Annotated in this window: 28 protein-coding genes; 14 read left to right on the top strand and 14 right to left on the bottom strand. The window is 72.3% G+C overall.

Annotation, left to right across the window (positions count from 1 at the left end; genetic code table 11):
* Positions 1 to 191: 191 nt before the first annotated feature.
* The 4 genes from Asi02nite_RS20205 to Asi02nite_RS20190 are packed head-to-tail and all read left to right on the top strand — an operon-like array spanning position 192 to position 4,945.
* A complete protein-coding gene (locus Asi02nite_RS20205; RefSeq protein WP_203715158.1) occupies positions 192 to 281 on the top strand; it encodes a potassium-transporting ATPase subunit F in 90 nt (29 codons plus the stop codon).
* Positions 281 to 1,936 carry a potassium-transporting ATPase subunit KdpA gene (gene kdpA, locus Asi02nite_RS20200; protein WP_203715157.1) on the top strand — a complete coding sequence of 552 codons (1,656 nt, stop codon included), beginning with the start codon at positions 281 to 283 and terminating at the stop codon, positions 1,934 to 1,936. Before Asi02nite_RS20205 ends, kdpA begins: the two co-directional genes overlap by 1 nt.
* 7 nt (positions 1,937 to 1,943) lie before the next feature.
* Positions 1,944 to 4,088, top strand: a complete 2,145-nt coding sequence (kdpB, locus tag Asi02nite_RS20195; RefSeq protein WP_203715156.1) for a potassium-transporting ATPase subunit KdpB — start codon at positions 1,944 to 1,946, stop codon at positions 4,086 to 4,088.
* Positions 4,088 to 4,945, top strand: a complete 858-nt coding sequence (locus tag Asi02nite_RS20190; protein WP_203715153.1) for a potassium-transporting ATPase subunit C — start codon at positions 4,088 to 4,090, stop codon at positions 4,943 to 4,945. Before kdpB ends, Asi02nite_RS20190 begins: the two co-directional genes overlap by 1 nt.
* Positions 4,946 to 5,088: 143 nt before the next feature.
* Here Asi02nite_RS20190 and Asi02nite_RS20185 read toward each other — a convergent pair whose 3' ends face one another.
* The 3 genes from Asi02nite_RS20185 to Asi02nite_RS20175 form a co-directional block, all read right to left on the bottom strand.
* The gene (locus Asi02nite_RS20185; RefSeq protein ID WP_203715151.1) at positions 5,089 to 5,754 is read right to left on the bottom strand and encodes a GntR family transcriptional regulator; all 666 of its coding nucleotides are present in this window, start codon (positions 5,752 to 5,754) and stop codon (positions 5,089 to 5,091) included.
* Positions 5,755 to 5,792: 38 nt separating this feature from the next.
* Entirely contained in the window at positions 5,793 to 6,458 is a 666-nt protein-coding gene (locus Asi02nite_RS20180; protein WP_203715149.1) for a GntR family transcriptional regulator, read from the bottom strand.
* A gap of 175 nt (positions 6,459 to 6,633) precedes the next feature.
* Positions 6,634 to 7,080 carry a hypothetical protein gene (locus tag Asi02nite_RS20175; protein ID WP_203715147.1) on the bottom strand — a complete coding sequence of 149 codons (447 nt, stop codon included), beginning with the start codon at positions 7,078 to 7,080 and terminating at the stop codon, positions 6,634 to 6,636.
* A gap of 63 nt (positions 7,081 to 7,143) precedes the next feature.
* Here Asi02nite_RS20175 and Asi02nite_RS20170 point away from each other — a divergent pair, with 63 nt between their 5' ends.
* Positions 7,144 to 8,415, top strand: coding sequence for an RNA polymerase sigma factor (locus Asi02nite_RS20170; RefSeq protein WP_275410373.1), 1,272 nt, complete (start codon positions 7,144 to 7,146; stop codon positions 8,413 to 8,415).
* On the opposite strand, the gene Asi02nite_RS20165 is transcribed toward Asi02nite_RS20170, so the two are convergent.
* The 8 genes from Asi02nite_RS20165 to Asi02nite_RS20130 all read right to left on the bottom strand — a co-directional run bounded on the left by Asi02nite_RS20165 (position 8,366) and on the right by Asi02nite_RS20130 (position 14,019).
* Complete coding sequence (locus Asi02nite_RS20165; RefSeq protein ID WP_203715145.1) at positions 8,366 to 8,788, bottom strand: YciI family protein; 423 nt, start codon at positions 8,786 to 8,788, stop codon at positions 8,366 to 8,368. The two genes, Asi02nite_RS20170 and Asi02nite_RS20165, sit on opposite strands and share 50 nt — an antisense overlap.
* An 80-nt stretch (positions 8,789 to 8,868) precedes the next feature.
* Entirely contained in the window at positions 8,869 to 9,663 is a 795-nt protein-coding gene (locus tag Asi02nite_RS20160; RefSeq protein ID WP_203715144.1) for an IclR family transcriptional regulator domain-containing protein, read from the bottom strand.
* The gene (locus Asi02nite_RS20155; protein ID WP_203715143.1) at positions 9,660 to 10,037 is read right to left on the bottom strand and encodes a carboxymuconolactone decarboxylase family protein; all 378 of its coding nucleotides are present in this window, start codon (positions 10,035 to 10,037) and stop codon (positions 9,660 to 9,662) included. The genes Asi02nite_RS20160 and Asi02nite_RS20155 overlap by 4 nt, the downstream gene beginning before the upstream one ends.
* A 16-nt stretch (positions 10,038 to 10,053) precedes the next feature.
* On the bottom strand, positions 10,054 to 11,232 hold the full coding sequence (pcaB, locus tag Asi02nite_RS20150) for a 3-carboxy-cis,cis-muconate cycloisomerase (protein WP_203715138.1): 1,179 nt from the start codon (positions 11,230 to 11,232) through the stop codon (positions 10,054 to 10,056).
* Positions 11,207 to 11,755, bottom strand: a complete 549-nt coding sequence (gene pcaG, locus Asi02nite_RS20145) for a protocatechuate 3,4-dioxygenase subunit alpha (RefSeq protein WP_203715136.1) — start codon at positions 11,753 to 11,755, stop codon at positions 11,207 to 11,209. Before pcaG ends, pcaB begins: the two co-directional genes overlap by 26 nt.
* Entirely contained in the window at positions 11,755 to 12,471 is a 717-nt protein-coding gene (pcaH, locus tag Asi02nite_RS20140) for a protocatechuate 3,4-dioxygenase subunit beta (protein ID WP_203715135.1), read from the bottom strand. The genes pcaG and pcaH overlap by 1 nt, the downstream gene beginning before the upstream one ends.
* Positions 12,464 to 13,222: a CoA-transferase subunit beta gene (locus tag Asi02nite_RS20135; RefSeq protein ID WP_203715133.1), complete on the bottom strand. Its 759-nt coding sequence runs from the start codon at positions 13,220 to 13,222 to the stop codon at positions 12,464 to 12,466. Before Asi02nite_RS20135 ends, pcaH begins: the two co-directional genes overlap by 8 nt.
* Positions 13,219 to 14,019, bottom strand: coding sequence for a CoA transferase subunit A (locus Asi02nite_RS20130; RefSeq protein ID WP_203715131.1), 801 nt, complete (start codon positions 14,017 to 14,019; stop codon positions 13,219 to 13,221). The genes Asi02nite_RS20135 and Asi02nite_RS20130 overlap by 4 nt, the downstream gene beginning before the upstream one ends.
* Positions 14,020 to 14,210: 191 nt before the next feature.
* Here Asi02nite_RS20130 and Asi02nite_RS20125 point away from each other — a divergent pair, with 191 nt between their 5' ends.
* From Asi02nite_RS20125 to Asi02nite_RS20090, 8 genes are read left to right on the top strand one after another with little or no spacing between them, the layout of a single operon-like run.
* Positions 14,211 to 15,176: an ABC transporter substrate-binding protein gene (locus Asi02nite_RS20125; RefSeq protein WP_203715129.1), complete on the top strand. Its 966-nt coding sequence runs from the start codon at positions 14,211 to 14,213 to the stop codon at positions 15,174 to 15,176.
* A complete protein-coding gene (locus tag Asi02nite_RS20120) occupies positions 15,176 to 15,991 on the top strand; it encodes an ABC transporter permease (protein ID WP_203715120.1) in 816 nt (271 codons plus the stop codon). Before Asi02nite_RS20125 ends, Asi02nite_RS20120 begins: the two co-directional genes overlap by 1 nt.
* A complete protein-coding gene (locus Asi02nite_RS20115) occupies positions 15,988 to 16,761 on the top strand; it encodes an ABC transporter permease (RefSeq protein WP_203715119.1) in 774 nt (257 codons plus the stop codon). The genes Asi02nite_RS20120 and Asi02nite_RS20115 overlap by 4 nt, the downstream gene beginning before the upstream one ends.
* The gene (locus Asi02nite_RS20110) at positions 16,761 to 17,549 is read left to right on the top strand and encodes an ABC transporter ATP-binding protein (protein ID WP_203715118.1); all 789 of its coding nucleotides are present in this window, start codon (positions 16,761 to 16,763) and stop codon (positions 17,547 to 17,549) included. The genes Asi02nite_RS20115 and Asi02nite_RS20110 overlap by 1 nt, the downstream gene beginning before the upstream one ends.
* Complete coding sequence (locus Asi02nite_RS20105) at positions 17,546 to 19,003, top strand: benzaldehyde dehydrogenase (RefSeq protein ID WP_203715117.1); 1,458 nt, start codon at positions 17,546 to 17,548, stop codon at positions 19,001 to 19,003. Before Asi02nite_RS20110 ends, Asi02nite_RS20105 begins: the two co-directional genes overlap by 4 nt.
* Positions 19,004 to 19,028: 25 nt before the next feature.
* On the top strand, positions 19,029 to 20,150 hold the full coding sequence (locus Asi02nite_RS20100) for a 5-methyltetrahydropteroyltriglutamate--homocysteine S-methyltransferase (RefSeq protein ID WP_203715116.1): 1,122 nt from the start codon (positions 19,029 to 19,031) through the stop codon (positions 20,148 to 20,150).
* A gap of 2 nt (positions 20,151 to 20,152) precedes the next feature.
* A complete protein-coding gene (locus Asi02nite_RS20095) occupies positions 20,153 to 21,325 on the top strand; it encodes a 4-hydroxybenzoate 3-monooxygenase (protein WP_203715115.1) in 1,173 nt (390 codons plus the stop codon).
* Complete coding sequence (locus tag Asi02nite_RS20090; protein ID WP_203715113.1) at positions 21,322 to 22,554, top strand: MFS transporter; 1,233 nt, start codon at positions 21,322 to 21,324, stop codon at positions 22,552 to 22,554. The genes Asi02nite_RS20095 and Asi02nite_RS20090 overlap by 4 nt, the downstream gene beginning before the upstream one ends.
* On the opposite strand, the gene crcB is transcribed toward Asi02nite_RS20090, so the two are convergent.
* Both crcB and Asi02nite_RS20080 read right to left on the bottom strand, forming a co-directional pair.
* Positions 22,471 to 22,836 (bottom strand): fluoride efflux transporter CrcB, encoded by a 366-nt coding sequence (gene crcB, locus Asi02nite_RS20085; RefSeq protein WP_203715111.1) that lies wholly within the window; start codon positions 22,834 to 22,836, stop codon positions 22,471 to 22,473. The two genes, Asi02nite_RS20090 and crcB, sit on opposite strands and share 84 nt — an antisense overlap.
* Positions 22,833 to 23,306 carry a fluoride efflux transporter FluC gene (locus tag Asi02nite_RS20080; protein ID WP_203715104.1) on the bottom strand — a complete coding sequence of 158 codons (474 nt, stop codon included), beginning with the start codon at positions 23,304 to 23,306 and terminating at the stop codon, positions 22,833 to 22,835. The genes crcB and Asi02nite_RS20080 overlap by 4 nt, the downstream gene beginning before the upstream one ends.
* A 94-nt stretch (positions 23,307 to 23,400) precedes the next feature.
* On the opposite strand from Asi02nite_RS20080, the gene Asi02nite_RS20075 reads away from it, so the two are divergent.
* Entirely contained in the window at positions 23,401 to 24,744 is a 1,344-nt protein-coding gene (locus Asi02nite_RS20075) for an FAD-binding oxidoreductase (protein WP_203715102.1), read from the top strand.
* Between the two features lie 193 nt (positions 24,745 to 24,937).
* Here Asi02nite_RS20075 and Asi02nite_RS20070 read toward each other — a convergent pair.
* On the bottom strand, positions 24,938 to 25,561 hold a 624-nt coding region (locus Asi02nite_RS20070; RefSeq protein WP_203715100.1), incomplete at its 5' end, for an SRPBCC family protein.

The following is a 25,561-nucleotide window of genomic DNA, read 5'->3' as shown; positions in this document are numbered from 1 at the left end:
ACGACTCCGCCGCCGACCCTATGCGATTGCGCCAAACCGCCGCGCCGGGTTTCTCCGGGAGGTTTCATATGAGAGGAGGTTTTCATCCGGTTTGCGGCTGAGGAGTCCCCTGTGCACGACGTGGCGTACATCCTGATCTCGGTGGCTCTGTTCGTCGTGCTCGCGATCATCGTGCGCCAGGTCGAACGGCTGTGAGCGCGGTCAACCTGGCCGGGTTGATCATCGCGTTCCTGGTGACGATCTTCCTGGTCGTGGCGCTGCTGTTCCCGGAACGCTTCTGATGTCGACCACGATCGCCGGGGTCTTCTTCGTCCTGTCCCTGGTGCTCTTCGTCGCGCTGGCCTACCGCTGGTTCGGCGACTACATCTTCCGCGTGGTCAGCGGCACCCGGCACTCCGCCGTCGAGCGGGTCCTCTACCGGCTGGTCGGCGTCAACCCGGCGGGCGAGCAGACGTGGCCCGTCTACGCCCGCAGCGTCTTCGCGTTCTCGCTGCTCAGCCTGCTCTTCCTCTACGGCTTCCTGCGGTTGCAGAGCAAGCTGCCGCTGTCGCTGGGCTTCCCGGGCATGTCGCCGCACCAGGGCTGGAACACCGCGGCGAGCTTCGTGACCAACACCAACTGGCAGTCGTACGCGGGTGAGTCCACGCTCGGTCACCTCGTGCAGATGTCCGGGCTGGCCGTGCAGAACTTCGTCTCCGCCGCGGTCGGCATCGCGGTGTCGGTGGCGTTCGTCCGGGGCTTCGCCCGCAGCCGCACCCAGGCGCTCGGCAATTTCTGGGTCGACCTGACGCGGATCACGCTGCGGGTGCTGCTGCCGGTCTCGGTGGTCGCGGCGATCGTGCTGATCGCGGGCGGGGTGGTGCAGAACCTGTCCGGCGGCACGGACGTCACGACGCTGACCGGCGGGACGCAGCACATCCCGGGCGGACCGGTGGCGAGCCAGGAAGTGATCAAGGAACTGGGTACGAACGGCGGCGGCTTCTACAACGCCAACAGCGCGCATCCGTTCGAGAACCCCACGCCGTGGACGAACTGGATCGAGATCTTCCTGATCCTGCTGATCCCGTTCGCGATGCCCCGGGTGTTCGGGCGGATGGTCGGCGACAAGCGGCAGGGGCACGCGATCCTGGCCGTGATGGTCATCCTCGCGGTGACGAGCGTGATCCTGGTCAACACGTTCGAGTTGCTGCACAACGGCACGGTGCCCACCGCGGTGCACGCCGCCACCGAGGGCAAGGAGGTGCGGTTCGGGGTCTCGGACTCGGCCACCTTCGCCGCGGCGACGACGCTCACCTCGACGGGGGCGGTCAACTCGTTCCTCGACTCGTACACGGCTCTGGGTGGCATGGTCCCGATGGTCAACATGATGCTCGGCGAGGTGGCGCCGGGCGGGGTCGGTTCCGGCCTCTACGGGATCCTCATGCTCGCGGTGATCACGGTCTTCGTGGCGGGGCTGATGGTCGGTCGGACACCCGAGTACCTGGGCAAGAAGATCTCCGCCCGCGAGATCAAGTTCGCCTCGATCTACTTCCTGATCACGCCGGTCACGGTGCTGATCGGGATGGCCGCGACGATGTCCACGAAGTACCGGGAGACCATGCTCAACGTCGGGCCGCACGGGTTCTCCGAGGTCCTGTACGCGTTCACCTCGGCGGCCAACAACAACGGCTCGGCGTTCGCCGGGATCACGGTCAACGACCAGTGGTGGGACACCGCGACGGGCCTGTGCATGGTGATCGGCCGCTTCCTGCCGATGGTCTTCGTGCTGGCACTGGCCGGCTCGCTGGCCCGGCAGCGCCCGGTCCCCGCCTCCGCCGGCACGCTGCCCACCCACCGGCCGCTGTTCATCGGCATGGTGGTCGGCGTCGTGATCATCCTGGTCGCCCTGACCTTCCTCCCGGCCCTCGCCCTGGGCCCGCTGGCCGAAGGGTTGTGAGGCGGCGATGACCACCGCGGCGATCGAACAACCGACCCGGATCGGCGGGGGACTGCTCGACCCGCGCCAACTCTGGACGTCGTTGCCCGACGCGCTGCGCAAGCTCAACCCCGCCACGCTCTGGCGCAACCCCGTCATGTTCATCGTCGAACTGGGTGCGCTGTTCACCACCGCGCTGTCCATCCAGGACTCGTCGACCTTCGCCTGGCTCATCACGGTCTGGCTCTGGCTGACCGTGATCTTCGCGAATCTGGCCGAGGCCGTCGCGGAGGGGCGTGGCAAGGCGCAGGCGGCCACGCTGCGGCGGGCCCGGCAGGAGACGGTCGCCCGGCGGCTGGTCGACTGGCAGCCCGGCCAGGCCTCGCCGCGCGAGGAGACGGTGGACGCCCTCACGCTGAGGCAGAACGACGTCGTGGTCGTGGAGGCCGGGCAGGTCATCCCCGGCGACGGCGACGTGGTCGAGGGTGTGGCGAGCGTCGACGAGTCGGCGATCACCGGGGAGTCGGCGCCGGTCATCCGGGAGTCCGGCGGCGACCGCAGCGCCGTCACGGGCGGCACGCGCGTCCTGAGCGACCGGATCATCGTCAAGATCACCCAGAAGCCGGGCGAGAGCTTCGTCGACCGGATGATCGCCCTTGTCGAGGGCGCGAGCAGGCAGAAGACGCCCAACGAGATCGCGCTCAACATCCTGCTGGCCGCGCTGACCGTCATCTTCCTGCTGGCCGTCGTGACGCTCCAGCCGGTCGCCATCTTCTCGAAGGCCTTCCAGGGCGCGGCGCCGAACACGCAGATCATCAACGCCGACGGCGTCACCGGGATCGTGCTGGTCTCCCTGCTGGTCGCGCTGATCCCGACGACGATCGGCGCGCTGCTCTCCGCCATCGGCATCGCCGGCATCGATCGGCTCGTGCAGCGCAACGTGCTGGCCATCTCCGGCCGCGCGGTCGAGGCGGCCGGCGACGTCAACACGCTGCTGCTCGACAAGACCGGCACGATCACCCTGGGCAACCGTCAGGCGACCGAGTTCCTGCCGGTCAGCGGTGTGCCGGCCGGAGAGCTCGCGGACGCGGCGCAGCTGTCCAGCCTGGCCGACCAGACCCCGGAGGGTCGGTCGATCGTGGTGCTCGCGAAGAACGAGCACGGCCTGCGCGCCCGCGAGGAGGGGGTGATCCCGAACGCCGAGTTCGTGCCGTTCAGCGCCGAGACCCGGATGTCCGGCGTGGACATCGCCGCGGGCGGCGGGCAGCCGGCCCGGCGGATCCGCAAGGGCGCGGCGGCCGCGGTGATGCGCTGGGTCCGGGAGAACGGCGGGCATCCGACCACGGAGGTCGGCGGGGTCGTCGACGGCATCTCCGCGACGGGCGGCACCCCGCTGGTGGTCGCCGAGCACGTCGCGGACCAGCCCGCCCGCGCGCTCGGCGTCGTCCAGCTCAAGGACGTCGTCAAGGCCGGCATGCGCGAGCGGTTCGACGCGATGCGCCGGATGGGCATCCGGACCATCATGATCACGGGCGACAACCCGCTGACCGCGCGCGCGATCGCGGAGGAGGCGGGCGTCGACGACTTCCTCGCGGAGGCGAAGCCCGAGGACAAGCTGGCGCTGATCCGCCGCGAGCAGGAGGGCGGGCGGCTGGTCGCGATGACCGGCGACGGCACCAACGACGCGCCCGCGCTGGCGCAGGCGGACGTCGGCGTCTCGATGAACACGGGCACGTCGGCGGCCAAGGAAGCCGGCAACATGGTCGACCTCGACTCGGACCCGACGAAGCTGATCGAGATCGTCGAGATCGGCAAGCAGTTGCTGATCACCCGCGGCGCCCTGACGACGTTCTCGATCGCCAACGACATCGCGAAGTACTTCGCGATCATCCCCGCCATGTTCGCCGCGGTCTACCCGAGCCTCGACGGCCTCAACATCATGCGGCTGAGCTCGCCGGCGTCGGCCATCACGTCGGCGATCATCTTCAACGCGCTGATCATCGTCGTGCTGATCCCGCTGGCGCTGCGCGGGGTCCGCTACCGCCCCAGCAGCGCGTCGGCACTGCTGAGCCGCAACCTCCTCGTGTACGGCCTGGGCGGCATCGCGGCCCCGTTCGCCGGCATCAAGGTGCTGGACATCGCCATCGTGCAGTGGATTCCGGGGATCTCCTGATGCGCCTACCCAACTGGCTCGGCCAGCACCTCGCCGCCTTCCGCGCGGTGCTGGTGTTCACCGTCCTGCTCGGCATCGCGTACCCGTTGCTGCTCGTCGGCATCGGCCTGCTCCCCGGCCTGCACCACCGGGCGTCCGGGTCCCTGCTCTCCTCCGGGGGCCGCGACGTCGGCAGCAGCCTGATCGGCCAGAGCTTCGTCGACGCGGACGGCAACGGCATCCCGCGCTACTTCCAGTCGCGGCCGTCCGCGGCCGGCGACGGCTACGACCCCACCGCGAGCGGGGCCAGCAACCTGGGTCCGGAGAGCGTCGAGGACACGGACGGCTCCCCGAGCTTGCTCACCCAGGTCTGTGCCCGCAGCCTGGCGGTGGGCGCGTTGAACGGGGTCGACGGCCGCCGCCCGTTCTGCACGGCGGACGGGGTCGGCGCGGTGCTGCGGGTCTTCCGCCGGGACGGCCTGACGGGACCGGCGACGCGGGCGGTGAGCGTCAACCAGCCGGCGCCGGCGACGCCGTTCGTCGAGTCGTTCGAGGGCGTACGGGTGGAGAACGCGGTGCCGGGCGAGGACTACAGCGGCGGCGTGCTGACCCCGGTCCGCGGCGACGCGCCGGCGAACCCGGCGGTCCCGCCGGACGCCGTGACGGCCAGCGGCTCGGGCCTGGACCCGCACATCACCCCGGCGTACGCGGCGTTGCAACTGCCCCGGGTGGCCCGGGAGCGCGGCGCGACCGAGGCGGCGATCCAGCGGCTGGTCGACGACAACACCGCCGGCCGGTCGGTGGGCTTCATGGGCGGCAAGCGGGTCAACGTGGTCCGCCTGAACCTGGCCCTCGACGACGAGTTCCCGGTGCGGTGAGGGCGGTGTTCGGGACGCTTTGCTCTGCACCCATATCCGCACCACCCCCTCTGACCTGCGGTGCGTATATGGAAGCAGAGCAAAGCCTCGCGGACCTGGGTCGTCGCCGGGCGGCGCCGGCGCGGGCCCGCTGCGCGGTGTCGTCAGGTCGTGAGGAGCAGTTCGAGCGTGTGTTGGAGGTGGGCGGTGACCAGCTTGGCGGCTGTGTCGGGGTCACGGCCGGCGAGCGCGTCGACCAGGGCGCGGTGTTCGGCGGTGGCCTCGGGCAGGCGGTCGGGGTGGGCTTTCATCGACTCGCCGACGTACCGGGCGGTGCTGCCCTGTGCGTTCGTGACCAGAGAGAAGAGGCGCGGTGAGCGCGACGCCCGACCGAGCAGAGCGTGGAACTCCCAGTTCAGCTCCAACCAGGCGGCCGGGTCCGTCTCCCGGCCCAGCTGGTCCAGCAGGTCGCCGGCCGCGGCCAGTTCGTCGGCCGTGATGTGCCGGGCCGCGCGCCGCACGGCGAGCGGTTCCAGGGCCGACCGGATCTCGTAGATCTCGCGCAGGTCGTCGTGGTCCAGGTCGTGCACGACCGCGCCGCGGTGCGGGTCGATCCGGATCAGGCCGTCGGCCGCCAGGTCGCGCAAAGCCTCGCGGACCGGCGTCGTGCTGACGGCCAGCTGGGTGGCGATGTCGGCCTGGCCGAGATGGGTGCCGCCGGTCAGCAGGCCGCTGAAGATCGCCCGGCGTAGGGTGTCGCGGACCAGCTCGTGCGCGGTCCGCCGCTGTGGCGCGGGCGCGAGCGTCGCGAGGTCCAGCCCATCGAGCACACCGCAGACCCTACAACTAATGCAGATTGCAGGGTCGATTATGTATTAAGGCGCGGGTGCGGCACCGACCGTTCCATCATGGTCAGGGTCTGCTGCAGGTGCTCGGTGACGAGCTTGGCGGCGCTCTCGCCGTCGCCGTCGCGGCACGCTTCGAGCAGGCGCTGCCGGTAGCGGTTGCCCTGCTCGCGATGCCCGGCGTCGGCGGTCACGGTGGCGTAGGCCGCCGCGTTGTCGTCGAGGTGGTTGAGGATCTCGGCGAGGCGGTCGAGGCCGGCCGCGCTGTTGAGCAGGCGGTGGAACTCGCGGCTCAGGGCGACCCAGCGCCCGGGATCGCGGACGTCCTCGAGGTCGGCGTGCAGCCGCTCCAGCGCCGACAGCACCTCGGGGCTCATCTCGGCCGCGGCCAGCCGGACCGCCTCGGGCTCGAGGAGCCGGCGGATCAGGTAGATCTCGCGGACCTCGGTCAGGCTCGTCTCCCGGACCACCGCGCCGCGGTGGGCGTCGAGGCGGATCAGGCCCTCCGACGCCAGGTCGCGCAGCGCCTCGCGGACCGGCGTCGTGCTGACCCGCAGCCGCGCGGCGATGTCGGCCTGGACGAGTCGGGAACCCGCGGGCAGCGTGCCGTCGAGGATCGCCCCGCGCAGGGAGTCGCGCACCATCTGGTGAGCGGTGCGCCGTTCACCGGGGATGAGCTGCGCCTCCACGACCTGCTCCTTCGAGTGAAGGCATCAGGCACAATACATTGTGTAGTATCTGCGGCCCGATGCCTGTGGTGACCATCGATTTGCCAAGCAGGTTATACCAATAAGCCATATTCCGTTCGTTGGTGTATGGCTGCGCACAATGTCGGGAACCGGCTTGCGCCCGTCGATGTCCGATCTAGCGTAGAGCGCCCGCGAGGCCCGCGGGGAGCTTGGCCAGCAGGTCCCACAGTTCCGGCTGTGCCGCGGCCGCGGCGGCGACGACCGGGTCGGTGGTGGCCAGCAGCGCGAGGTGCCGGGCCGCGTGGGCCGCGACCGCGTCGGCGTCGACGTGCGGTGGCGACGGCGCGAGCGCCGCGCCGCCGATGACCATGCGGTCGGGTGCCAGGGGCTCGGTGTCCGAAGGCGACGGATCCGGCAGCGCGGCATAGGTCAGCACCACCGCCCGGTCGACGAACCGCCAACTCGTCGAGTGCAGCGTCGCGCCCGGCGTGCACAGCGTCAGGCCCGACAGGTGCAACGCCAGGTCGTCGGGGTGCGGCCCGGACGGGAGCGGAGCGCGCACGGTGCGATGCCGCAGCATGCCCCGATCGGCCGAGAGCAGCACCACCTCCACGATCGTCACGTGTTGCATCCTCGCTGCTGTTGCCATAGTTGTGCAATAACACCACGCGGTAGGTTCGTCCGTGTGCCGAGCACGGAGAACGACGTGGGCCGGGCCGTCGAGGCGGTCTGGCGGATCGAGTCGCCGCGGCTGATCGCCGGCCTCGCGGGGATGATGCGCGACGTCGGCGTCGCCGAGGAGCTCGCGCAGGACGCGCTGGTGGCGGCGCTCGAGCAGTGGCCGGCCGAGGGGATCCCGCGCAACCCCGGCGCGTGGCTGATGGCCGTCGCCAAGCGGCGCGCCGTCGACCTGGTCCGGCGCAACGAGCGGTACGCGCGGAAGCTGCACGAGATCGGCCGCGCGCTCCCCGACGCCGTGGAGGACGACCTCGAGCCCGACCGGATCGAGGACGACCTGCTCCGGCTGGTCTTCGTGGCCTGTCACCCGGTGCTCGCCCCCGAGGCCCGGGTCGCCCTGACGCTGCGGCTGATCGGCGGGCTGACCACGGCCGAGATCGCGCGGGCGTTCCTGGTCGCCGAGCCGACCGTCGCGCAGCGCATCGTCCGCGCCAAACGGACGCTGGCCGACGCCGGTGTGCCGTTCGAGGTGCCCGAGCCGGACGAGCGGCCCGCGCGGCTGGCCTCCGTACTCGAGGTGCTCTATCTGATCTTCAACGAGGGCTACACGGCGACCGCCGGCGACGACTGGGTACGCCCCGACCTGTGCCACGACGCGCTGCGGCTCGGCCGGATCCTGGCCGGCCTGATGCCCGACGAGTCCGAGGTGCACGGTCTGGTCGCGCTGATGGAGCTGCAGGCGTCCCGGTTGCGCGCCCGCGTCGCGGCCGACGGCGTGGTGGTCCGCCTGCTCGACCAGGACCGCACCCACTGGGACCCGCTGCTGATCCGCCGCGGCCTGGCGGCGCTCGACAGGGTGGTCGGCCAACCCGGCCCGTACGCCCTGCAGGCCGCCATCGCCGCCTGCCACGCCCGGGCCCGGACCAACGAGGACACCGACTGGAAGCGGATCGCCGCGCTCTACGACGCGCTCGCCCCGCTGGCCCGCTCGGCCGTCGTCGAGCTCAACCGGGCCGTCGCGGTCGGCATGGCCGACGGGCCGGAAGCCGGCCTCGCCCTGGTCGACGCCATCGTCGCCGAAAGGCTGCTGCCGACCTACCACCTGCTGCCGGCCGTCCGCGGCGATCTGCTGGCGAAGCTCGGGCGGGCGGACGAGGCCCGGGCGGAGTTCACCCGGGCCGCGTCGCTGACCGACAACGCCCGCGAACGGGCGCTCCTGCAGGACCGCGCTAGCGACCCAGGTGGTATTTCTCGGCCTGGGCCCGCTGCTCCTCGTTGATCGTCGGGATGTCGATCGGCTCGGCCACGCGGCGCACCTCGACGACCGCCTCCCAGTCGGCGCCCGGCGGGATCGCGCGGTCGACCGGGCAGCGACGAGCCCACTCGATCGCCTCTTCCGGCGACTTGACGTCGATGAGATAGAAGCCGGCGACCAGCTCCTTCGCCTCGGTGAACGGGCCGTCGACGACCGTCCGGGAGCCCCTGGCGTAGATCACCCGGGCGCCCTGCGAGCTGTCGTAGAGCCCCTCCGCGGCGAGCAGGACGCCCGCCTTCTCGAGCGCGACGTCGTACTCGTGCATCGCCTGCACCAGGTCCGGCGGCGGCATCGCACCGGGCGGCGGGTCACCCTTGAGCATCAGCATGAAGCGCATTGCGAGTCTCCTGTCCGTCGCGGTCATTCTGACCGTCACGAACGCGTCGTACGAGCCCCGCCGGATTCGACACGGAGGTGTCAGGAAATCCGGCGCTCCCCGCGGGCCGTGGCCGGCAGGTCGGCGGAGATCCGGGCGGCGGTGGCGAGCAGCGGCGGCACCAGGTCGCGGCGGATCGCCTCCAGCGTGGTGCGGCTCGCCGCGGTGGAGACGTTGACCGCGGCCACCGTGCGGCCCGCGCGGTCGCGGATCGGCGCCGCGACTGCCCGCAGCCCCTCCTCCAGCTCCTGGTCGACGAGCGACCAGCCCTGCGCGCGGACCCGTTGCAACTCGGTCCGCAGCGCGGGCACCCCGCCGATCGTCCGGCCGGTCAGCCGGTCGATGGTCACGGCGTCGAGGTAGGCGGCGAGCTCGTCGTCGGGCAGGCCGGCGAGCAGGACCCGACCCATGGAGGTCGCGTACGCGGGGAACCGGGTCCCGACGTTGATCGCCACCGTCATGATCCGCGACGTCGGCACCCGGGCCACGTAGACGACGTCCGGCCCGTCGAGGACCGACACCGACGACGACTCGTTGACCTCGGCGACCAGCGCCTCCAGGTGCACCTCGGACACCTCGGGCAGCGAGAGGCTCGACAGGTACGCGTAGCCGAGCTCGAGCACCCGCGGGCTCAGCGAGAAGAACCGGCCGTCGGTGCGCACGTACCCGAGGTCCATCAGGGTGATCAGGAACCGGCGTGCGGCCGCCCGGGTGACACCGGTGGCCGCCGCGACCTCGCTGAGCGTGAGCTCCGGGTGCGAGCGGTCGAAGGCGCGGATCACCGCGAGGCCGCGTTCCAGGGACTGGACGAAGTCCGCCGAGCGCACCGTGGTCACGAAGCCTCCTCGAGCCCTAGCTCGTCCAGCACGCGCTGGGCCGTCGCGAACGCGGTGTTGGCCGCCGGAGCCCCGGCGTAGACCGCGGTGTGCAGCAGCACCTCGCGGATCTCGGTCGGTGTCACACCCTGCCCGATCGCGGCCCGTACGTGCATCGCCAGCTCGGCCGAAGCATGCTGGCTGGCCAGCAGCGCGATGGTGACCAGACAGCGGGTCCGCCGGTCGAGTCCCGGGCGGGTCCACACGGCACCCCAGGCGTGCGCGGTGACGTGCTCCTGCCAGGGCGCGCTGAACTCGGTGGCCGCCGCGGCGGCCCGGTCGACGTGCGCGTCGCCGAGCACGGCGCGGCGCACCAGCTCACCGTCGTCAGGCATCGGTCCCCTGGACGCGTCAGGCATCGGTCCTCCGGGCGGAATGGGTGGCCAGCGCGCGGTCGACGAAATGGCCCGCGCTGCCCACAGGGTCGATGGCCCCCCGTTCGGCCGACACGGCGGCCCGGTCGAGGTTGGCGCGCATCACATCGGCGTGCACGACCAACCCGTCCAGGCAGGTACGCAGCCAGGAGGCTCCCGCGCCCACCGTGACCAGCAGCTCGCGCAGCGGCCGCCACTCGGCCTGCCAGCTCCCGGCGCCCCGCTGGTGCTCCTGCACCGCGCTGGCCAGCAGGGTCGCCACCAGCCCGGGGGCCTGGGCGGTGGCGGCCAGCGTGCTGACGGCGGCCACCGGGTTCTGCTTGTGCGGCATCGCGCTGGACCCGCCGGCGGCACCCTCCTCGACCTCGCCGACCTCGTTCTGGGCGAGCAGCGTGACGTCGCGGGCGGGCTTGCCCAGCGCGCCGGCGGTGGTGCCGAGCACGCCGGCGAGCCGCCCGACGCGGGAACGTTCGGTGTGCCACGGCAGCTCGGGCGCCGCCAGGCCCAGCCGGTCGGCGAAGTCGGCCAGCACCGCCGGGCCGGCCGGGCCGAGCCCCGCGAGCGTGCCGGCGGCGCCGCCGAGCTGGGCGGTGGGTCGGTAGGCCCGCAGCTCGCCGGCGGCCGCGTCGAGCCCGGCCAGCCAGCCGGCCGCGGTCAGCCCGAACGTGGTCGGCACCGCCTGCTGCAACAGGGTCCGGCCGACCATCGGGGTGTCGCGGTGGGTGCGGGCGAGGCCGGCGGCCGCGGCGGCGGCGCCGTCCACATCGGACAGCAGGGCGGCCAGCGCCCGCCCGGCGACCAGCATGGCCGCGGTGTCGAGGACGTCCTGGCTGGTCGCGCCGGTGTGCACGTGCGGCCGGGCCGGCGCCGGCACGACGGCTCGGATCGCCGCCACCAGTGGCACGATCGGGGTCGCGTGGGCGGCGGCCGCGCGGCCCAGGTCGGTCGGGTCCGGTGCCAGGTCGGCACAGGCCGCCACGATCGCCGCGCCCGCCGCCGCCGGGATCACGCCGGCGCCGGCCGAAGCGGCGGCCAGGGCCGCCTCGGTGTCGAGCATCGCCCGCAGCCAGGCGTCGTCGGCGACCGCGGCCGCGACCGGGCCGCGGGCGAGGATGCCGCCGAACAGACCGTCAGAAGGTGAAGAAGACGGTCTCATGGTCGCCCTGCAGGGTGATGTCGAACGCGTACCCGTCGGCGGTCTCCTTCGCGACCAGCGTCGGGCGGCGCACCGGGTCGACCCGCGCGAGCACCGGGTCGGCGGCGTTGGCCTCCTCGTCGGGGAAGTAGATCCGGGTGACCAGCCGGTCGAGCAGCCCGCGGGCCAGCACCGAGACCGCGATGTGCGGGGCCTGTGGCGCGCCGCCGGCGCCGGGCACCGGGCCGGGCCGGACGGTGCGGATCGCGTAGCGACCCGCGGTGTCGGTGGGACAGCGGGCGAAGCCGCGGAAACCGGGCGTCGCGACCGCACCGCGCGGGTCGTCGGGGTGGTCGAACCGGCCCGCCGGGTCGGCCTGCCACGTCTCGATCAACGCGTCGGGCACCGGCTCACCGGCTCCGTCGAGGACCACCCCACGTAGCCAGAACGCGCCGGGGGTGTCCGCGGTGACGGCGAACGGCCCGCTCTCGAACGGCAGGCCGAGCGAGAAGAACGGCCCGACGGTCTGCGACGGCGTCGTCATCAGTCCTCCTCCATGGGCGTGGCGTCGCGGCCGCGCAGCACGATGTCCCAGCGGTAGGCGAGAGACCACTCCGGCGTGGTGGCGTCGAGGTCGAACGCGGCGACCATGCGGTTGCGGGCGGCCGGGTCCCGGATCGAGTTGAAGATCGGGTCCTGGTCGAAGAGCGGGTCGTTCGGGAAGTACATCTGGGTGACCAGGCGCTGGGTGAACGCCCGACCGAACAGCGAGAAGTGGATGTGCGCGGGACGCCAGGCGTTGTGGTGGTTGCGCCACGGATACGCGCCGGGCTTGACGGTGACGAACCGGTAGCGGCCCTCGCTGTCGGTCATCGTGCGGCCCGCGCCGGTGAAGTGGGGGTCGAGGGGCGCCGGGTGCTGGTCGCCGGCGTGCAGGTAGCGCCCGGCGGCGTTGGTCTGCCAGACCTCGACCAGCGTGTCGCGGACCGGCCGGCCGTCGCCGTCGAGCACCCGGCCGAACACCTCGATCCGCTCGCCCTGCGGCTCGCCGTCGTGCTGGCGGGTCAGGTCGTTGTCGAGCGGGCCGAGGTCGCGTTCGCCGAGCACCGGGCCGGTCAGCTCGGTCAGCCCCTGCGGCAGCAGGACAAGCGGTTGGCGCGGGCCGCGCAGGCGGGTCGAGCCGTAACCGGGCCAGACCAGGGAGGGCCCTTCGCCTTCGACGTCACGTCGGTACGGCGCCGGCAGCTCCAGCTCAGGCAACGCGGTCTCCTTTCGTCAGGGACCGCAGCGCGGTCAGTTCCGCGGTGGTGGGTGGTGCGGTGACGGCCAGGTCGGCGTGGACGGCGAGGGGCCAACCCGTCGCCGCGCGGACGTCGTCGAGGGCCACGCCGGGGTGGATGCTCACGAGGGTCAGCTCGCAGGTCTCCGGGTCGGGCTCGAGCACGCCGAGGTCGGTGATCAGCCGGATCGGGCCGCGGCCGCGCAGGCCGAGGTCCGCCCGGTGGCCGGGGCCTGCGCCGAAGCCGAGCGAGGTGACGAACGCCAACCGGTCGACCAGGATGCGCGGGCGGTGCCGGACGATGACGATCGTCTCCCGGCAGGACGCGGCGATCTCCGGTGCGCCGCCGGCGCCCGGCAGCCGCACCGACGGCGTGCGGTAGTCGCCGATCACCGTCGTGTTGATGTTGCCGAGCCGGTCGACCTGCGCGGCGCCGAGGAAGCCGACGTCGACCCGGCCCGGCTGCAGCCAGTAGTTGAAGATCTCGGGGACGCTGACCACGGCGTCGGCGGTCTCGCCCAGCTCACCGTCCCCGATGGACAGTGGCAGCCGGGTCGGCTTGGCGCCGATCGTGCCCGACTCGTAGATAAGGGCCAGGTCGGGGTTGCAGGTGCGGCGGGCCAGGTTGGCCGCGGTGCTGGGCAGGCCGATGCCGACGAAGCAGGACGTGCGGCCCGCGAGCGAGCGCGCCGCGGTGACCGTCATGATCTCGTCGGCGTTCCACTCGCTCATGCCGTCACCTCGTCGAGCCAGCGGGCGAACGACTCCCGGTCGCGGCTGATCGGGTCCCAGGACTGGTAGTAGTCGTTGTCGCGGTCGTAGTAGCCCTGCGCGTAGGACGGGTGCGCGCCGCGCGGCACGTGCGCGACCGCGGTGACCACCCAGCCGGGCAGCACCACCGCGTCGGGGCGCGGGTCGAGGTCGTCGACGATCTCCTCGACGGTGACCAGCGAGCGGGCGGCGGCGAGCACCGCCTCCTTCTGCACGCCGGTGATGCCCCACATCTGCACGTTGCCGCGCCGGTCGGCGCGCTGCGCGTGGATCACCGCGACGTCGGGGTTGAGCGCGGCGACGGCGGTGAGCACCTCGCCGGTGAACGGGCAGGTGACCGTGCCGACCGTCGTCGTGTGCCGGGCGATGTCGGTGCCGACGTAGCCGCGCAGCACCGCGAACGGCAGCCCGGACGCGCCGGCGACGTAGCGGTTGGCCATGCCGGCGTGGCTGTGCTCCTCGATCTCGATCGGCCGGGGCCAGGCGTTCTCGACGGCGTCGCGGAACCGGTGCAGAGAGCCGACGCCGGGGTTGCCGCCCCAGGAGAACACCAGCCGCGCCGCGCAGCCGGCCCCGATGAGCTGGTCGTAGACGATGTCGGGGGTCATCCGGATCAGCGTCAGGTCGCGCCGTCGCTGCCGGATGATCTCCTGACCGGCGGCCACCGGGATGAGGTGGGTGAAGCCCTCCAGTGCGACCGCGTCCCCGTCGTGGACCAGCTCCGCCACACCCTCGGCGAGGCTGACGAGTTCGGCCATGCGGCTCCCAGTCTGTGCGCTATGCGAACAACCGTTCAGCGGCCAGCCTAGGAACCGCACGCAATGCACGTCAATAATGACAAGCATTGACTTCTGGTAGCGCGCGGTTCTAGGTTTCCCGGTGTACATCTGTGCGCTATCCGAACACCCCCTCGCCCTCCCCGCCTACCCCTGACGTGGATGGAGTTCCGATGCGACGCCCTTTGCTCGCTCTTTGCACCGCGTTGGCCCTGTTGACCACGGCCGCCTGCGGTGACTCGTCCGAACCCAGCCCCGCGCAGTCCGGCGGGGCGGCCCAACCTGACAAGGTCAACGCCGGCGTCATCGCGATCCTCGACGTCGCGCCGATCTACCTCGGCAAGGAGAAGGGCTTCTTCAGCAAGCGCAACATCGACCTGACCCTGACCACCGCGCAGGGCGGCGCCGCGATCGCGCCGGCCGTCCTCTCCGGTCAGTACCAGTTCGGTTTCAGCAACGCGATCTCGCTGCTGCTGGCCAAGTCGCAGAACGCGCCGCTCAAGGTGGTCTGCAACGGCGTCAACTCGACCGGCGCCGCCGAGGACTTCGCCGGCCTCTACGTCAAGCCCGACAGCCCGGTCCAGTCGCCCAAGGACCTGGTCGGCAAGACGGTCGCGGCCAACACGCTGAAGAACATCGTCGACACCAGCGTGCGCGCCTCGGTGAAGAAGGACGGCGGCGACCCGAGCCAGGTCAAGTTCACCGAGTTGCCGTTCCCGGAGCAACTGGCCGCGCTGCAGGCCGGCCGGGTCGACGCGATCTTCCTCGTCGAGCCGTTCCAGTCCGCCGCGGTGGCGGCCGGCATGCGCAAGATCGCCTCCAGCTACGTCGACGCGGCGCCGAACCTGACGGTCGCCATGTACTTCACCTCGGCCAAGCTCGCCGGTGAGAACCCCGACCTGGTCGCCCGGTTCACCGAAGCGATGAAGGAGTCCCTGGCGTACGCGGACGCGCACGGCGACGAGGTCCGCGACGTCATCGGCACCTACACCAAGATCGAGGAACCGGTACGGGCGAAGATGACGCTGCCCAAGTGGCCGGCCGAGATCAACCGCGCCTCGATCGACGCGCTCGCGGACGCCGCGGTCACCGACGGCCTGCTCACCGCGAAGCCGGACGTAGCGGGGCTGCTTCCCTGATGGTCGCTGTCGCGGCTCGCCCGCCACGGGTGACCGGCCGGCGCTTCCGGTCGGTCACCCTGGGCGCGGCGGGCCTTCTCGGATTCGCGCTGGTGCTCGAGGTGGCGCCGCGGATCGGCATCGTGCCGATCGACTTCGCGCCGCCGACCAGCCAGATCCTGGTCACCCTGGCCGACCAGCTCGGCCAGGAGTCGTTCTGGACGGCGTTGCTGCGCACCCTGGGCACCTGGGCCAACGGGCTGCTCATCGCGGTGGTCGCGGGCACCGCCGTCGGTGTGCTGCTCGGCTCGCTGCCCCTCCTGCACGCCGCGACCGCGACGACCGTCGAGTTCCTGCGGCCGATCCCGTCGGTCGCGCTCATCCCGCTCGTGATCGTGCTCTACGGCCCGACCGTCCGGTCCACCCTGGTGCTCGTCGTCTACGCGGCGTTCTGGCAGATGATGGTCCAGGTCGTGCACGGCGTGGTCGACGTCGACCCGATCGCCCGCGACACCGCCCGGTCGTTCCGGCTCGGTCCGTGGGCGCGGGTGCGCTACGTGATCTGGCCGAGCGCCCTGCCCTACGTGATGACCGGCATCCGGTTGGCCGCGGCGGTCGCGCTGATCCTGACCGTCACCGGGGAGCTCGTGATCGGCTCACCCGGCCTGGGCAAGGAGATCGACAACGCCCAGCAGAGCAACGCCGTACGCGTCGTCTACGCGCTGATCGTGGTGACCGGCATCCTCGGCGTCCTGATCAACGTGGTCATCCGGCAGGTCGAGCGGCGCGTGCTGGCCTGGCACCCGTCCGCCCGCGCCGAGGCGGTCGTGCGATGAGGTTCCTGCTGCGCGCGCTGCTCGCCGTCGGCCTGCCGGTCGTGCTGGTCGCCGCCTGGTGGTTCGGCTCGGCCGGCAGCCAGGACTTCTACTGGCCGTCGCTGTCGACCATCGTGGACGCGTTCGGCCGCACCTGGACCGGTGCGATGTTCACCGAGCAGGTGTTCCCGTCGCTGTGGCGGCTGCTCGTCGGCTACCTGCTGGCCGTTGTGGTCGGTGTCGCGCTGGGCGTGCTGATCGGCACCTTCCGCTCGGTCCGCTCGCTGCTGGAGCCCGTGCTCGAGTTCCTGCGCGCGTTCCCGCCGCCGGTGCTGGTGCCGGCCGCGATCCTGCTCTCCGGCATCGGCGACCGCACCAAGATCCTGGTGATCGTCTTCGGCTGCGTGTGGCCCGTGCTGCTCAACACCATCGAAGGTGTCCGCGGCCGCGACGAGGTGCTCAGCGACACCTGCCGCACCTACCGCGTCACCGGGCTGCTCCGCCTGCGCCACCTGGTGCTCCGCGCGGCCAGCCCGCAGATCGTCACCGGCGCCCGGCAGGCCCTCCCGCTCGCCATCATCCTGATGGTGATCAGCGAGATGATGGCCGCCAACGAGGGCCTCGGCTTCACGGTCCTGCAGTTCCAGCGGGGGTTCCAGATCCCGGAGATGTGGAGCGGCGTGCTCCTGCTCGGCGTGATCGGCATCGTGCTCTCCCTGCTGTTCAGAGTCGCCGAGCGGTCGCTGCTCGGCTGGTACCACGGCCAGCGCGCGGGACAACGGGAGTGGTGATGCTGGAGGTCAGGAACCTGCACAAGGTGTACGACGGGCACGGCCGGCGGGTGACCGCGGTCGGCGACCTCACCTTCACCGTCCCCGAAGGACAGTTCGCCTGCGTGGTCGGCCCGTCCGGCTGCGGCAAGACGACACTGCTGCGGGTGCTGGCGGGGCTGCTGCCGGCCACCTCGGGCGAGGTGTCGGTGCGCGGCACCCCGGTCACCGCGCCGCCGAAGGACCTGGCGGTGGTGTTCCAGGAATACGGCCGCAGCCTCTTCCCGTGGCTGCGGGTGCGCGCCAACGTCGAACTGCCGTTGAAGGCCGCGGGGATGGGCCGGGCGGAGCGGCGGAAGCTGGCCGACGAGGCGCTCGCGGCGGTCGGTCTGTCCGACGTGGACAACGCGTACCCGTGGCAGCTCTCGGGTGGCATGCAGCAGCGGGTGGCGATCGCGCGGGCCATCGCGTACCAGCCGAAGGTGCTGTTGATGGACGAGCCGTTCGCGGCGGTCGACGCACAGACCCGGGCCGACCTCGAGGACCTGATCCGGGCGGTCTGGCAGCGGCTGGGCGTGACGCTGCTGTTCGTCACCCACGACATCGACGAGGCGGTCTACCTCGGCCAGCGGGTGATCGTGCTGTCGGCGTCGCCGACGACGGTGGCGGAGGACCTGGCCATCGACCTGCCGGCCACCCGGGACCAGCTCACCACGCGGTCCGACGCGCGGTTCACGGAGTTGCGCGGCCAGGTCTACGCCCGCATCCAGAAGGTGAAGGCACCGGCTTCGGAGGGAGCACCGGCATGACGTTCTTCGACGCCGCCCTGTGGGACGGCAAGGTGTTCACGGGTGACTGGGCCACGCCGTCCGGCGGGTCGACGGAGATTCTCGAGAAGGCGACGGGCACGGCGCTGGGCCGCGCCGGCGTGGCCGACGCGGGCGACGTGTCGGGCGCCGCCGCCTCGGCCGCGGCCGCGCAGCGGGCCTGGGCGGCCACCTCGTTCGAGGAGCGCGCGGCCGTGCTGCGGCGGGCCGGCGCGCTGATCGAGGCCAACGCCGCCGAGTTGCGCGACTGGGTCGTCCGGGAGACCGGCGCGGTGCCGGGGCTCGCCGACTTCGCGGTCGGTGTCGCGACCCAGGAGTGCTACGAGGCCGCGGCGCTCGCCCACCGGCCGGCCGGCGAGATCCTGCAGAGCAACCAGCCGCGGCTGAGCCTGCTCAAGCGGGTCCCGGTCGGCGTGGTCGGCGTGATCTCGCCGTTCAACGTGCCGCTGATCCTGTCGATCCGCTCGGTGGCGCCGGCGCTGGCGCTCGGCAACGCGGTCGTGCTCAAGCCCGACCTGCGCACCCCGGTCAGCGGCGGCTTCGCGATCGCCCGGGTGTTCGCCGAGGCGGGCCTGCCGCCGGGGCTGCTGCACGTGCTGCCGGGCGGGGCCGACGTCGGCTCCGCGCTGGTCACCGAGCCGGCGATCCGGGTCATCTCGTTCACCGGCTCCACCGCCACCGGCCGGCACGTCGGCGAGCTCGCCGCCCGCCACCTCAAGCGGGTGCACCTCGAGCTCGGCGGCAACTCCGCGATCGTCGTGCTCGACGACGCCGACCTGGACCGCGCGGTCTCCGCCGGCGCCTGGGGATCCTTCCTGCACCAGGGCCAGATCTGCATGACCGCCGGGCGGCACCTGGTGCACGAGCGGATCGCCGACGACTACGTCGCGGCGCTCGCCGAGCACGCCGACCACCTGCCGGTCGGTGACCCGTTCACCGCGCAGGTCGCGCTCGGCCCGCTGGTCGACGCCGGCCAGCGCGACAAGGTGCACGCGCTGGTCACCGCGACCGTCGACGCCGGCGCCAAGCTCGCCGCGGGCGGCACCCACGACGGCCTGTTCTACCGGCCGACGGTGCTCGACGAGGTGCGCACCGACATGCCGGCGTACGCCCAGGAGGTGTTCGGTCCGGTCGCGCCGGTCGTCCGGTTCGGCTCCGTCGACGAGGCGGCCGCCCTGGCCGCGGACTCGGCCTACGCGCTGTCGCTGAGCATCCTGACGGGCGACGCGATGCGCGGGCTGGCGCTCGCCGAGCGGATCCCGAGCGGGATCGTGCACATCAACGACCAGACGGTCAACGACGAGGCGGTCGCACCGTTCGGCGGCATCCTCGACTCCGGCACCGGCGCGCGGTTCGGCGGCGCCGGCAACCTCGACGCGTTCACCGAGCAGCGGTGGATCACGCTGCGCGGCGAGATCCCGGCCTACCCGTTCTGACCCCTTCCACAGTGAGGTGTACGAGATGACGTTGCGCGACACGCCGCCGTTCCGGGCCGACCACGTGGGCAGCCTGCTGCGCCCGGAACGGCTGCTGAAGGCGCGTGCCGACCGGGCCGCCGGAGCCATCACGGCGCAGGAGCTGCGGGCGGTGGAGGACGACGCGATCCGCGAGGTGGTGGGGATGCAGGGCGACGTCGGGCTCCGCTCGGCGACCGACGGGGAGTTCCGCCGTACGTCCTGGCACATGGACTTCATCTACCAGCTCGGCGGCATCCACAGCACCGACGAGAAGATCCGGGTGCACTTCCACAACAAGGAGGGCGACCTCGACTTCACGTCGGCGGCGCTGGCGGTCGACGGGCCGGTCCGGCTGGAGAAGACCATCTTCGGCGAGGACTTCGCGTTCCTCGCGTCCACGGTGGACTCCGGTGTCACCCCGAAGCTGACGATCCCGTCGCCGAGCATGGTGCACTACCGGGGCGGCAAGGCGTCCATCGATCCGGCCGTCTACCCCGACGAGGAGCAGTTCTGGGCCGACCTGTCGGCGGCGTACGCCGCGCAGGTCGCCGCGGTCGCCGAGCTGGGCTGCCGCTACCTGCAGCTCGACGACACCAGCCTGGCCTACCTCAACGACCCCGAGCAGCGCCGGCAGCTCACGGAGCGGGGCGACGACGCGGAGCACCAGCACCTGCGCTACATCAAGCAGATCAACGCGGCGATCGAGAACCGGCCGGCGGGGCTGGCCGTGACCACCCACATGTGCCGGGGCAACTTCCGGTCGTCGTGGGCGGCCGAGGGTGGCTACGACTTCGTCGCCGAGGCGCTCTTCTCGGAGCTCGCGGTCGACGGGTTCTTCCTGGAGTTCGACGACGAGCGCTCCGGCGGCTTCGCGCCGCTGCGGTTCGTGCCACCGGGCAAGATGGTGGTGCTCGGCCTCGTCACGACCAAGCGCGGCGAGCTCGAGACCAAGGACGCGCTCAAGCGCCGCATCGACGAGGCGGCGAAATACGTGCCGCTCGACCAGCTCTGCCTGTCCCCGCAGTGCGGGTTCTCGTCGACGGTCGAGGGCAACGCGCTGAGCTACGACGACGAGGTGGCCAAGCTCCGGCTGATCGCCGAGACCGCCGACGAGGTGTGGGGCTGAGCGTGCGGACGACCCGGACGCAGGTGGGCATCATCGGGGCCGGCCCGGCCGGCCTGGTGCTCGCCCACCTGCTTCGGCAGCGCGGCATCGACTGCGTGGTGCTGGAGCGCCAGTCGCGGTCCTATGTGGAGGCGCGGATCCGGGCCGGCGTGCTGGAGCACGGCACGGTCGACCTGCTCACCTCGCTGGGCCTGGCCGACCGGCTGCACCGTGAGCGGATGGTGCACCACGGGATCGAGCTGCTCTTCGAGCGTACGGCGCACCGCATCCCGCTGACGGAGCTGGCCGGGCGGGAGATCACCATCTACGGGCAGCACGAGGTGGTCAAGGACCTGATCGCCGCGTGGGACGGGCCGCTGCACTTCTCGGTGTCGTCCGTCGCTCTGTCAGGTCTCTCCTCGGGCGCTCCGTTTGTGTCCTATGTAGATGCCGCCGGGGTGGCCCAGGAACTGGTGTGCGACGTGATCGCCGGGTGCGACGGGTTCCACGGCGTGTCGCGGGCCGCGATCCCGCCCGGGGTGCTGACCGTGCACCAACGCGACTACCCGCACGCCTGGTTGGGCATCCTGGCCCAGGCCCCGCCGTCGTCCGACGAGCTGATCTATGCGCACAGCCCGCGGGGGTTCGCGCTGCACAGCATGCGCTCGCCCGCGGTGACCCGTCTTTACCTGCAGGTCCGGCCCGACGAGGACCTCGACGAGTGGCCCGACGAGCGGATCTGGAGCGAGCTGCGGGCGCGGCTCGACCGTGACGACGCGTGGGAGCTGGCCGACGGCCCGATCCTGGAGCGCTCGGTCGCCGCGATGCGCAGCTTCGTCGTGTCTCCGATGCAGTACGGGCGGCTGTTCCTGGCCGGCGACGCCGCGCACATCGTGCCGCCCACCGGGGCCAAGGGGCTGAACCTCGCGGTCGCCGACGTCAAGGTGCTGGCGGACGCGCTGACCAGTTGGTACGCCGGCGGCGACCGGGCCGGGCTCGACGCGTACTCGGCGACCTGCCTGCGCCGGGTCTGGCGCGTGCAGCACTTCTCCTGGTGGATGACCTCGATGCTGCACCCGACCGGCGACGACCCGTTCGACCTGGCGCTGCAGCTCAGCCAGCTCCGCTACGTCACGTCGTCGCGGGCCGCGGCGACGTCGCTGGCCGAGAACTACGTCGGCTTCCCATTCCCGTGAGATCCCGCTGGTCCGCGGCCGCCTGGCTGGCGGCGGTGCTGCTCGCCGCGGTCAACCTCCGGCCCGCCATCGCGTCCGTGCCCCCGATCGTCGACGCGGTGCGCGCGTCGCTCGGGCTGTCGGGGTCGGCCGCCGGGGTGCTGACGTCGGTGCCGGTCGTCTGCATGGGGTTGTTCGCGCCGGCCGCCGCGTGGGCCGCGGTGCGCTGGGGCACCGGGCGGACGATGGCGCTCGCGCTGGCGCTCCTGACCGTGGCGACGGCGGTCCGTCCCCTGCTCGGGGTGGGCCTGCTCTACGTCGCGACCGTGCTCGCCGGCGTGGCGATCGCGGTCGGTGGCGCGTTGATGCCGGCGCTGGTGCGGGCCCGCTTCCCGGAACGGGTGGGCCCGGTGACCGGGCTCTACACGACCGCGCTGATCTCGGGCGCGCTGATCGGTGCGGGCGGCACCGAGCCGCTGCGCACGGCGCTGGGCGGGTCGTGGCGGGTGGCGCTGGCGATCTGGGCGGTGCCGGCCGCGCTGGCGCTGGTGGTCTGGCTGGTCGTCCGGCCGGCGTCCGCCTCACGGCAGCCGGCGGCGACGGCGCGCGTCGCGGGGTGGTCGCCGTGGCGGGACCGCGGTGCCTGGATGGTGACCCTCTACATGGGGTCGCAGTCGCTGCTCTACTACGCGCCGCTGGCCTGGCTGGCCGCGCGCTACACCGAGCTCGGCTGGTCGGCGGCGGAGGCCGGTGGGCTGCTCGCGCTGTTCAGCGCGACCCAGGTGGTCGCCGCGCTGGTGGCGCCGGCGCTGGCCCGGCGGGACCCGCGGCCGGCCATCGTCGTCGGGCTGCTGCTGGCCATCGTCTCGCTCGGGCTGATCGGCGTCGCGCCGCTGGCCGCGCCGGCGGTCTGGGCCGGGGTGCTGGGGGTCGGGGTCGGCGCCAACTTCTCGCTGGCGTTGACGGTGGTCGGGCAGATCGCGCCGACGCCGGCCGACACGCCGCGGGCCTCCGGCATGGCGTTCTTCGTCGGCTACCTGCTGGCCGCGGTCGGGCCGGTCGCGGTGGGCTTCCTGCACGACCTGACCGGTGACTTCCGGGTGCCGTACCTGGCGCTGGTGGTCTTCGGTCTCGTCACCATCGTGTTCGGTGTGCTGGCCGGGTCGTCAGTGCCAGACCGCCGTGCCGATGGCGACGCCGGCGAACGCCGCGCCGAGGCCGGCGGCGATGCTCACAGCCGCGTTGGCTAGCGCGCGGCGCGGTGCGCGGCTCTCGAGCAGGCGGACGGTCTCGTAGCCGAACGTGGAGTACGTGGTCAGGGCGCCGCAGAAGCCGGTGCCGACCAGTGCGTACACCCCTGTCGTGGTGGCCGTGCCACCGGCGGCCAGGCCCAGGATCAGCGAGCCGAGCACGTTGACCGTGAGCGTGCCGAACGGGAAGCGGCCGCCGTGCAGGCGCTGGATCCAGCGGTCGGTCAGGTAGCGCGCCGGTGCGCCGACGGCCGCGCCGAGCGCGATGAACAGCACGGTCATGCCGTCACCAGCCACGTGACGAACCGGGCCGCGGTCATGCCGACGAACACCGCCAGGCAGGCGGCGGCCACCGTCCCCAGCAGGTAGGCCGCGGCGGTGGCGGGTGCGCCGGCCGCGATCAGGTTCCGGATCTCGACCGCGTACGTGGAGAAGGTCGTGTAACCGCCGAGGACGCCGACGCCGAGGAACGGGCGGAGCAGGCGCCGGTGGGGGAAGAGGTCGGTAACCAGCACCATCAGGGCGCCGATCAGCAGACAGCCGGTGACGTTGACGACGAAAGTGGCCCATGGGAAGTCACCGGGCGGGGTGGGCCAGGCGTGGCCGATGCCGTACCGGGCGAGCGCTCCGCCGATGCCGCCCACCGAGATCACGGCCAGCACGGGCCACTGGGGTTCGGCGCGTTGCCGCGGGACGGCGAGGTCGATGTCGGAGTCGGTGGGCAGACCCGGCGTGGGCCGCGTAAACCTCATGAATCTCCCCCCGCCGCCCGTCACGATGGTAGTGGGAATGTCGCACCCGGCGGATAGAACAGACGGGACACACACCCGCCAACGGAGGAGTGCCATGACTTCCACCCTGTCGGCTCAGGTGAGAGGCCCCGTGCTGGCCCCTTACGACGAGGGCTATGCCGACGAGGTCGCCGCGTTCAACCTGGTCGCCACCCACACCCCGGATCTCGTGGTGGGGGCGACGTCGGCCGACGACGTCGCGGCCGCGGTCCGGTGGGCCGGCGACCACGGGATGCACGTCCACGTCCAGAGCACCGGCCACGGTGCCGAGTCCTCGATCACCTCGGGGATGCTGATCACCACCCGGCGGCTCGACGGGCTGACCGTCGACCCGACCGCCCGCACCGCGACCGTCGGCGCCGGCCAGGTGTGGGGCAACGTCGTCGCGGCGGCCGCCGCGCACGGGCTGGCGCCGATCGCCGGTGCCGCGTCCACGGTCGGTGTCGTCGGGCTGGTGACCGGCGGCGGGTTCGGGCCGCTGGTGCGCAGCCACGGCGTCGCGTCCGACCACGTCGAGAGCTTCACGGTGGTGACGGGGGCCGGCGAGATCGTCGAGGCCAGCGCGACCGACCACGCCGACCTGTTCTGGGCGCTGCGCGGCGGCAAGTGGGGCCTCGGCGTGGTGACCGCGATGCGGATTCGGCTGGTGTCGCTGGCGACGCTCTACGGCGGGTCGCTCTTCTTCGACGTCGCCGACATCGAGGCGGCGCTGCGGGCCTGGGTCGCCTGGACGGCGACCGCCGACGAGCAGGTCTCGACCAGCGCGGCGATCATCCGGATGCCGCCGTTCGAGCAGATCCCCGAGGCGCTGCGCGGGCGCACGCTGCTGACGCTGCGGTTCGCCTACCCGGGGCCGGTCGACGCCGGCGCGTCGCTGGCGGCGCCGCTGCGGGCGGCCGCGCCGGTCTACCTGGACATGCTCGGCGAGATGCCGGCGGCGGCGATCGCCTCGATCCACAACGACTCGACGGTGCCGGCGGCGAGCCAATACTTCGGCGCCCTGCTCGACCCGATCGACCAGGACTTCGTGACGACGTTCCTGTCCTTCTTCGGCGCGGGCGTCGACTCACCGTTCGTGGCGGTCGAGCTACGCCACCTCGGCGGCGCGGTGTCCCGCGACGTCGAGGGCGGGTCGGCGGTGGCGGGCCGCGGGGCGAGCTTCGCCCTGGGGATGGTGGGGGTGCGGCCGGACCTGTTCGCGAAGCCTCTGCCCGACGCGGCCTACGACGTGCGGGAGGCGTTGGGGCGCTGGTCACGCACAGACAACAACCCCAACATGATGGGCCTACCGACAACGCCCGAACGCCTGGCCACGGTCTGGTCAGAAGGCGCCAACACCCGCCTGGCGGAAGTCCGCTGGCGCTACGACCCGGACTCGGTCCTGGCGAAGCCGGCCTGACCTTGGGCCTTGGGCTTGGCCTTGGCCCTGGGCTTGGCCTTGGCCTTGGCCCTCGCGCGAGCCGGCAGGCCCGCACGCCGACGCGGTGTGTGCTCGGCCCGGGACGGCCTGCGGGCTCGGCCGCCGTCCCGGTGTGGGCGGTGGCCGAGCCCGGTGGGTCTTCGGGTGTCCGCGTGGGCTTACACCCGGGTCGTCAGACCGCTAGCCAGACCTGGGGGAGGCCCTCGTGGTAGCGGCGCAGGCCCGCGGCGCCCGAGAGCACGCCGCCCCAGGCCGCGTAGGGCGGGTTGGTCGTGTCGAAGCCGCTCTGGACCAGGGTGATCCGGGTCTTGCCGCCGGAGCCGGCGAGCTCCCAGGTGCCGACGCCCGTCGGGCCGAAGTCGACCGAGAGCTTGGTGTCCGGCACCAGTTCGAGGATCTTTGCCGGCTGGGGGTTGTTCTCCAGGCCGCCCATCGCGAACCGGCCGCCCTCCCACGGCTCGATGCCGACCGGGAAGCCGAACCACTCGGTCGCCTGGTCCGAGTCGACGAGCGAGGCGAAGACGCGGTCCGCGGGAGCGTCGACCTCGAAGGCCGCCCGGAACTCGCTGCTGGTGAAGTCGACCTTGGGGGTCAGCGACCGGCCCTCGAGGTGGTCGACCAGGTTGCCGATCGACAGCGCCCAGAAGGTCTGGAGGACGCCGCGGATGTTGCCGCTCATCACGTCGGCGAAGTCGAAGTGGCTCTGGTCGACGGCGATCACGGTGGTGTCCTCGCCTTCGGCCGCGAGGGCGATGTCGGTCGTGGTGTCGATGCCGTCGAGGTGCCAGGTGAAGGC

The sequence above is a fragment of the Asanoa siamensis genome (assembly GCF_016862555.1).
GTDB classification, from domain to species: Bacteria; Actinomycetota; Actinomycetes; order Mycobacteriales; family Micromonosporaceae; genus Asanoa; species Asanoa siamensis.
The sequence above is the reverse complement of the archived record's forward strand: the minus strand, read 5'-3'. Positions and strand labels throughout refer to the sequence as shown.

What these genes read in the sequence shown, in the direction of transcription:
- Asi02nite_RS20110 (WP_203715118.1), top strand. Translation starts at nt 16,761, where the DNA reads ATGCTGGAGGTCAGGAACCTGCACAAGGTGTACGACGGGCACGGCCGG.
- kdpB (WP_203715156.1), top strand. Translation starts at nt 1,944, where the DNA reads ATGACCACCGCGGCGATCGAACAACCGACCCGGATCGGCGGGGGACTG.
- pcaB (WP_203715138.1), bottom strand. Translation starts at nt 11,232, where the DNA reads ATGAGACCGTCTTCTTCACCTTCTGACGGTCTGTTCGGCGGCATCCTC.
- Asi02nite_RS20100 (WP_203715116.1), top strand. Translation starts at nt 19,029, where the DNA reads ATGACGTTGCGCGACACGCCGCCGTTCCGGGCCGACCACGTGGGCAGC.
- kdpA (WP_203715157.1), top strand. Translation starts at nt 281, where the DNA reads ATGTCGACCACGATCGCCGGGGTCTTCTTCGTCCTGTCCCTGGTGCTC.
- Asi02nite_RS20120 (WP_203715120.1), top strand. Translation starts at nt 15,176, where the DNA reads ATGGTCGCTGTCGCGGCTCGCCCGCCACGGGTGACCGGCCGGCGCTTC.
- Asi02nite_RS20165 (WP_203715145.1), bottom strand. Translation starts at nt 8,788, where the DNA reads ATGCGCTTCATGCTGATGCTCAAGGGTGACCCGCCGCCCGGTGCGATG.
- Asi02nite_RS20105 (WP_203715117.1), top strand. Translation starts at nt 17,546, where the DNA reads ATGACGTTCTTCGACGCCGCCCTGTGGGACGGCAAGGTGTTCACGGGT.
- Asi02nite_RS20125 (WP_203715129.1), top strand. Translation starts at nt 14,211, where the DNA reads ATGCGACGCCCTTTGCTCGCTCTTTGCACCGCGTTGGCCCTGTTGACC.
- crcB (WP_203715111.1), bottom strand. Translation starts at nt 22,836, where the DNA reads ATGACCGTGCTGTTCATCGCGCTCGGCGCGGCCGTCGGCGCACCGGCG.
- Asi02nite_RS20130 (WP_203715131.1), bottom strand. Translation starts at nt 14,019, where the DNA reads ATGGCCGAACTCGTCAGCCTCGCCGAGGGTGTGGCGGAGCTGGTCCAC.
- Asi02nite_RS20155 (WP_203715143.1), bottom strand. Translation starts at nt 10,037, where the DNA reads ATGCCTGACGACGGTGAGCTGGTGCGCCGCGCCGTGCTCGGCGACGCG.
- Asi02nite_RS20190 (WP_203715153.1), top strand. Translation starts at nt 4,088, where the DNA reads ATGCGCCTACCCAACTGGCTCGGCCAGCACCTCGCCGCCTTCCGCGCG.
- pcaG (WP_203715136.1), bottom strand. Translation starts at nt 11,755, where the DNA reads ATGACGACGCCGTCGCAGACCGTCGGGCCGTTCTTCTCGCTCGGCCTG.
- Asi02nite_RS20075 (WP_203715102.1), top strand. Translation starts at nt 23,401, where the DNA reads ATGACTTCCACCCTGTCGGCTCAGGTGAGAGGCCCCGTGCTGGCCCCT.
- Asi02nite_RS20080 (WP_203715104.1), bottom strand. Translation starts at nt 23,306, where the DNA reads ATGAGGTTTACGCGGCCCACGCCGGGTCTGCCCACCGACTCCGACATC.
- Asi02nite_RS20135 (WP_203715133.1), bottom strand. Translation starts at nt 13,222, where the DNA reads ATGAGCGAGTGGAACGCCGACGAGATCATGACGGTCACCGCGGCGCGC.
- Asi02nite_RS20115 (WP_203715119.1), top strand. Translation starts at nt 15,988, where the DNA reads ATGAGGTTCCTGCTGCGCGCGCTGCTCGCCGTCGGCCTGCCGGTCGTG.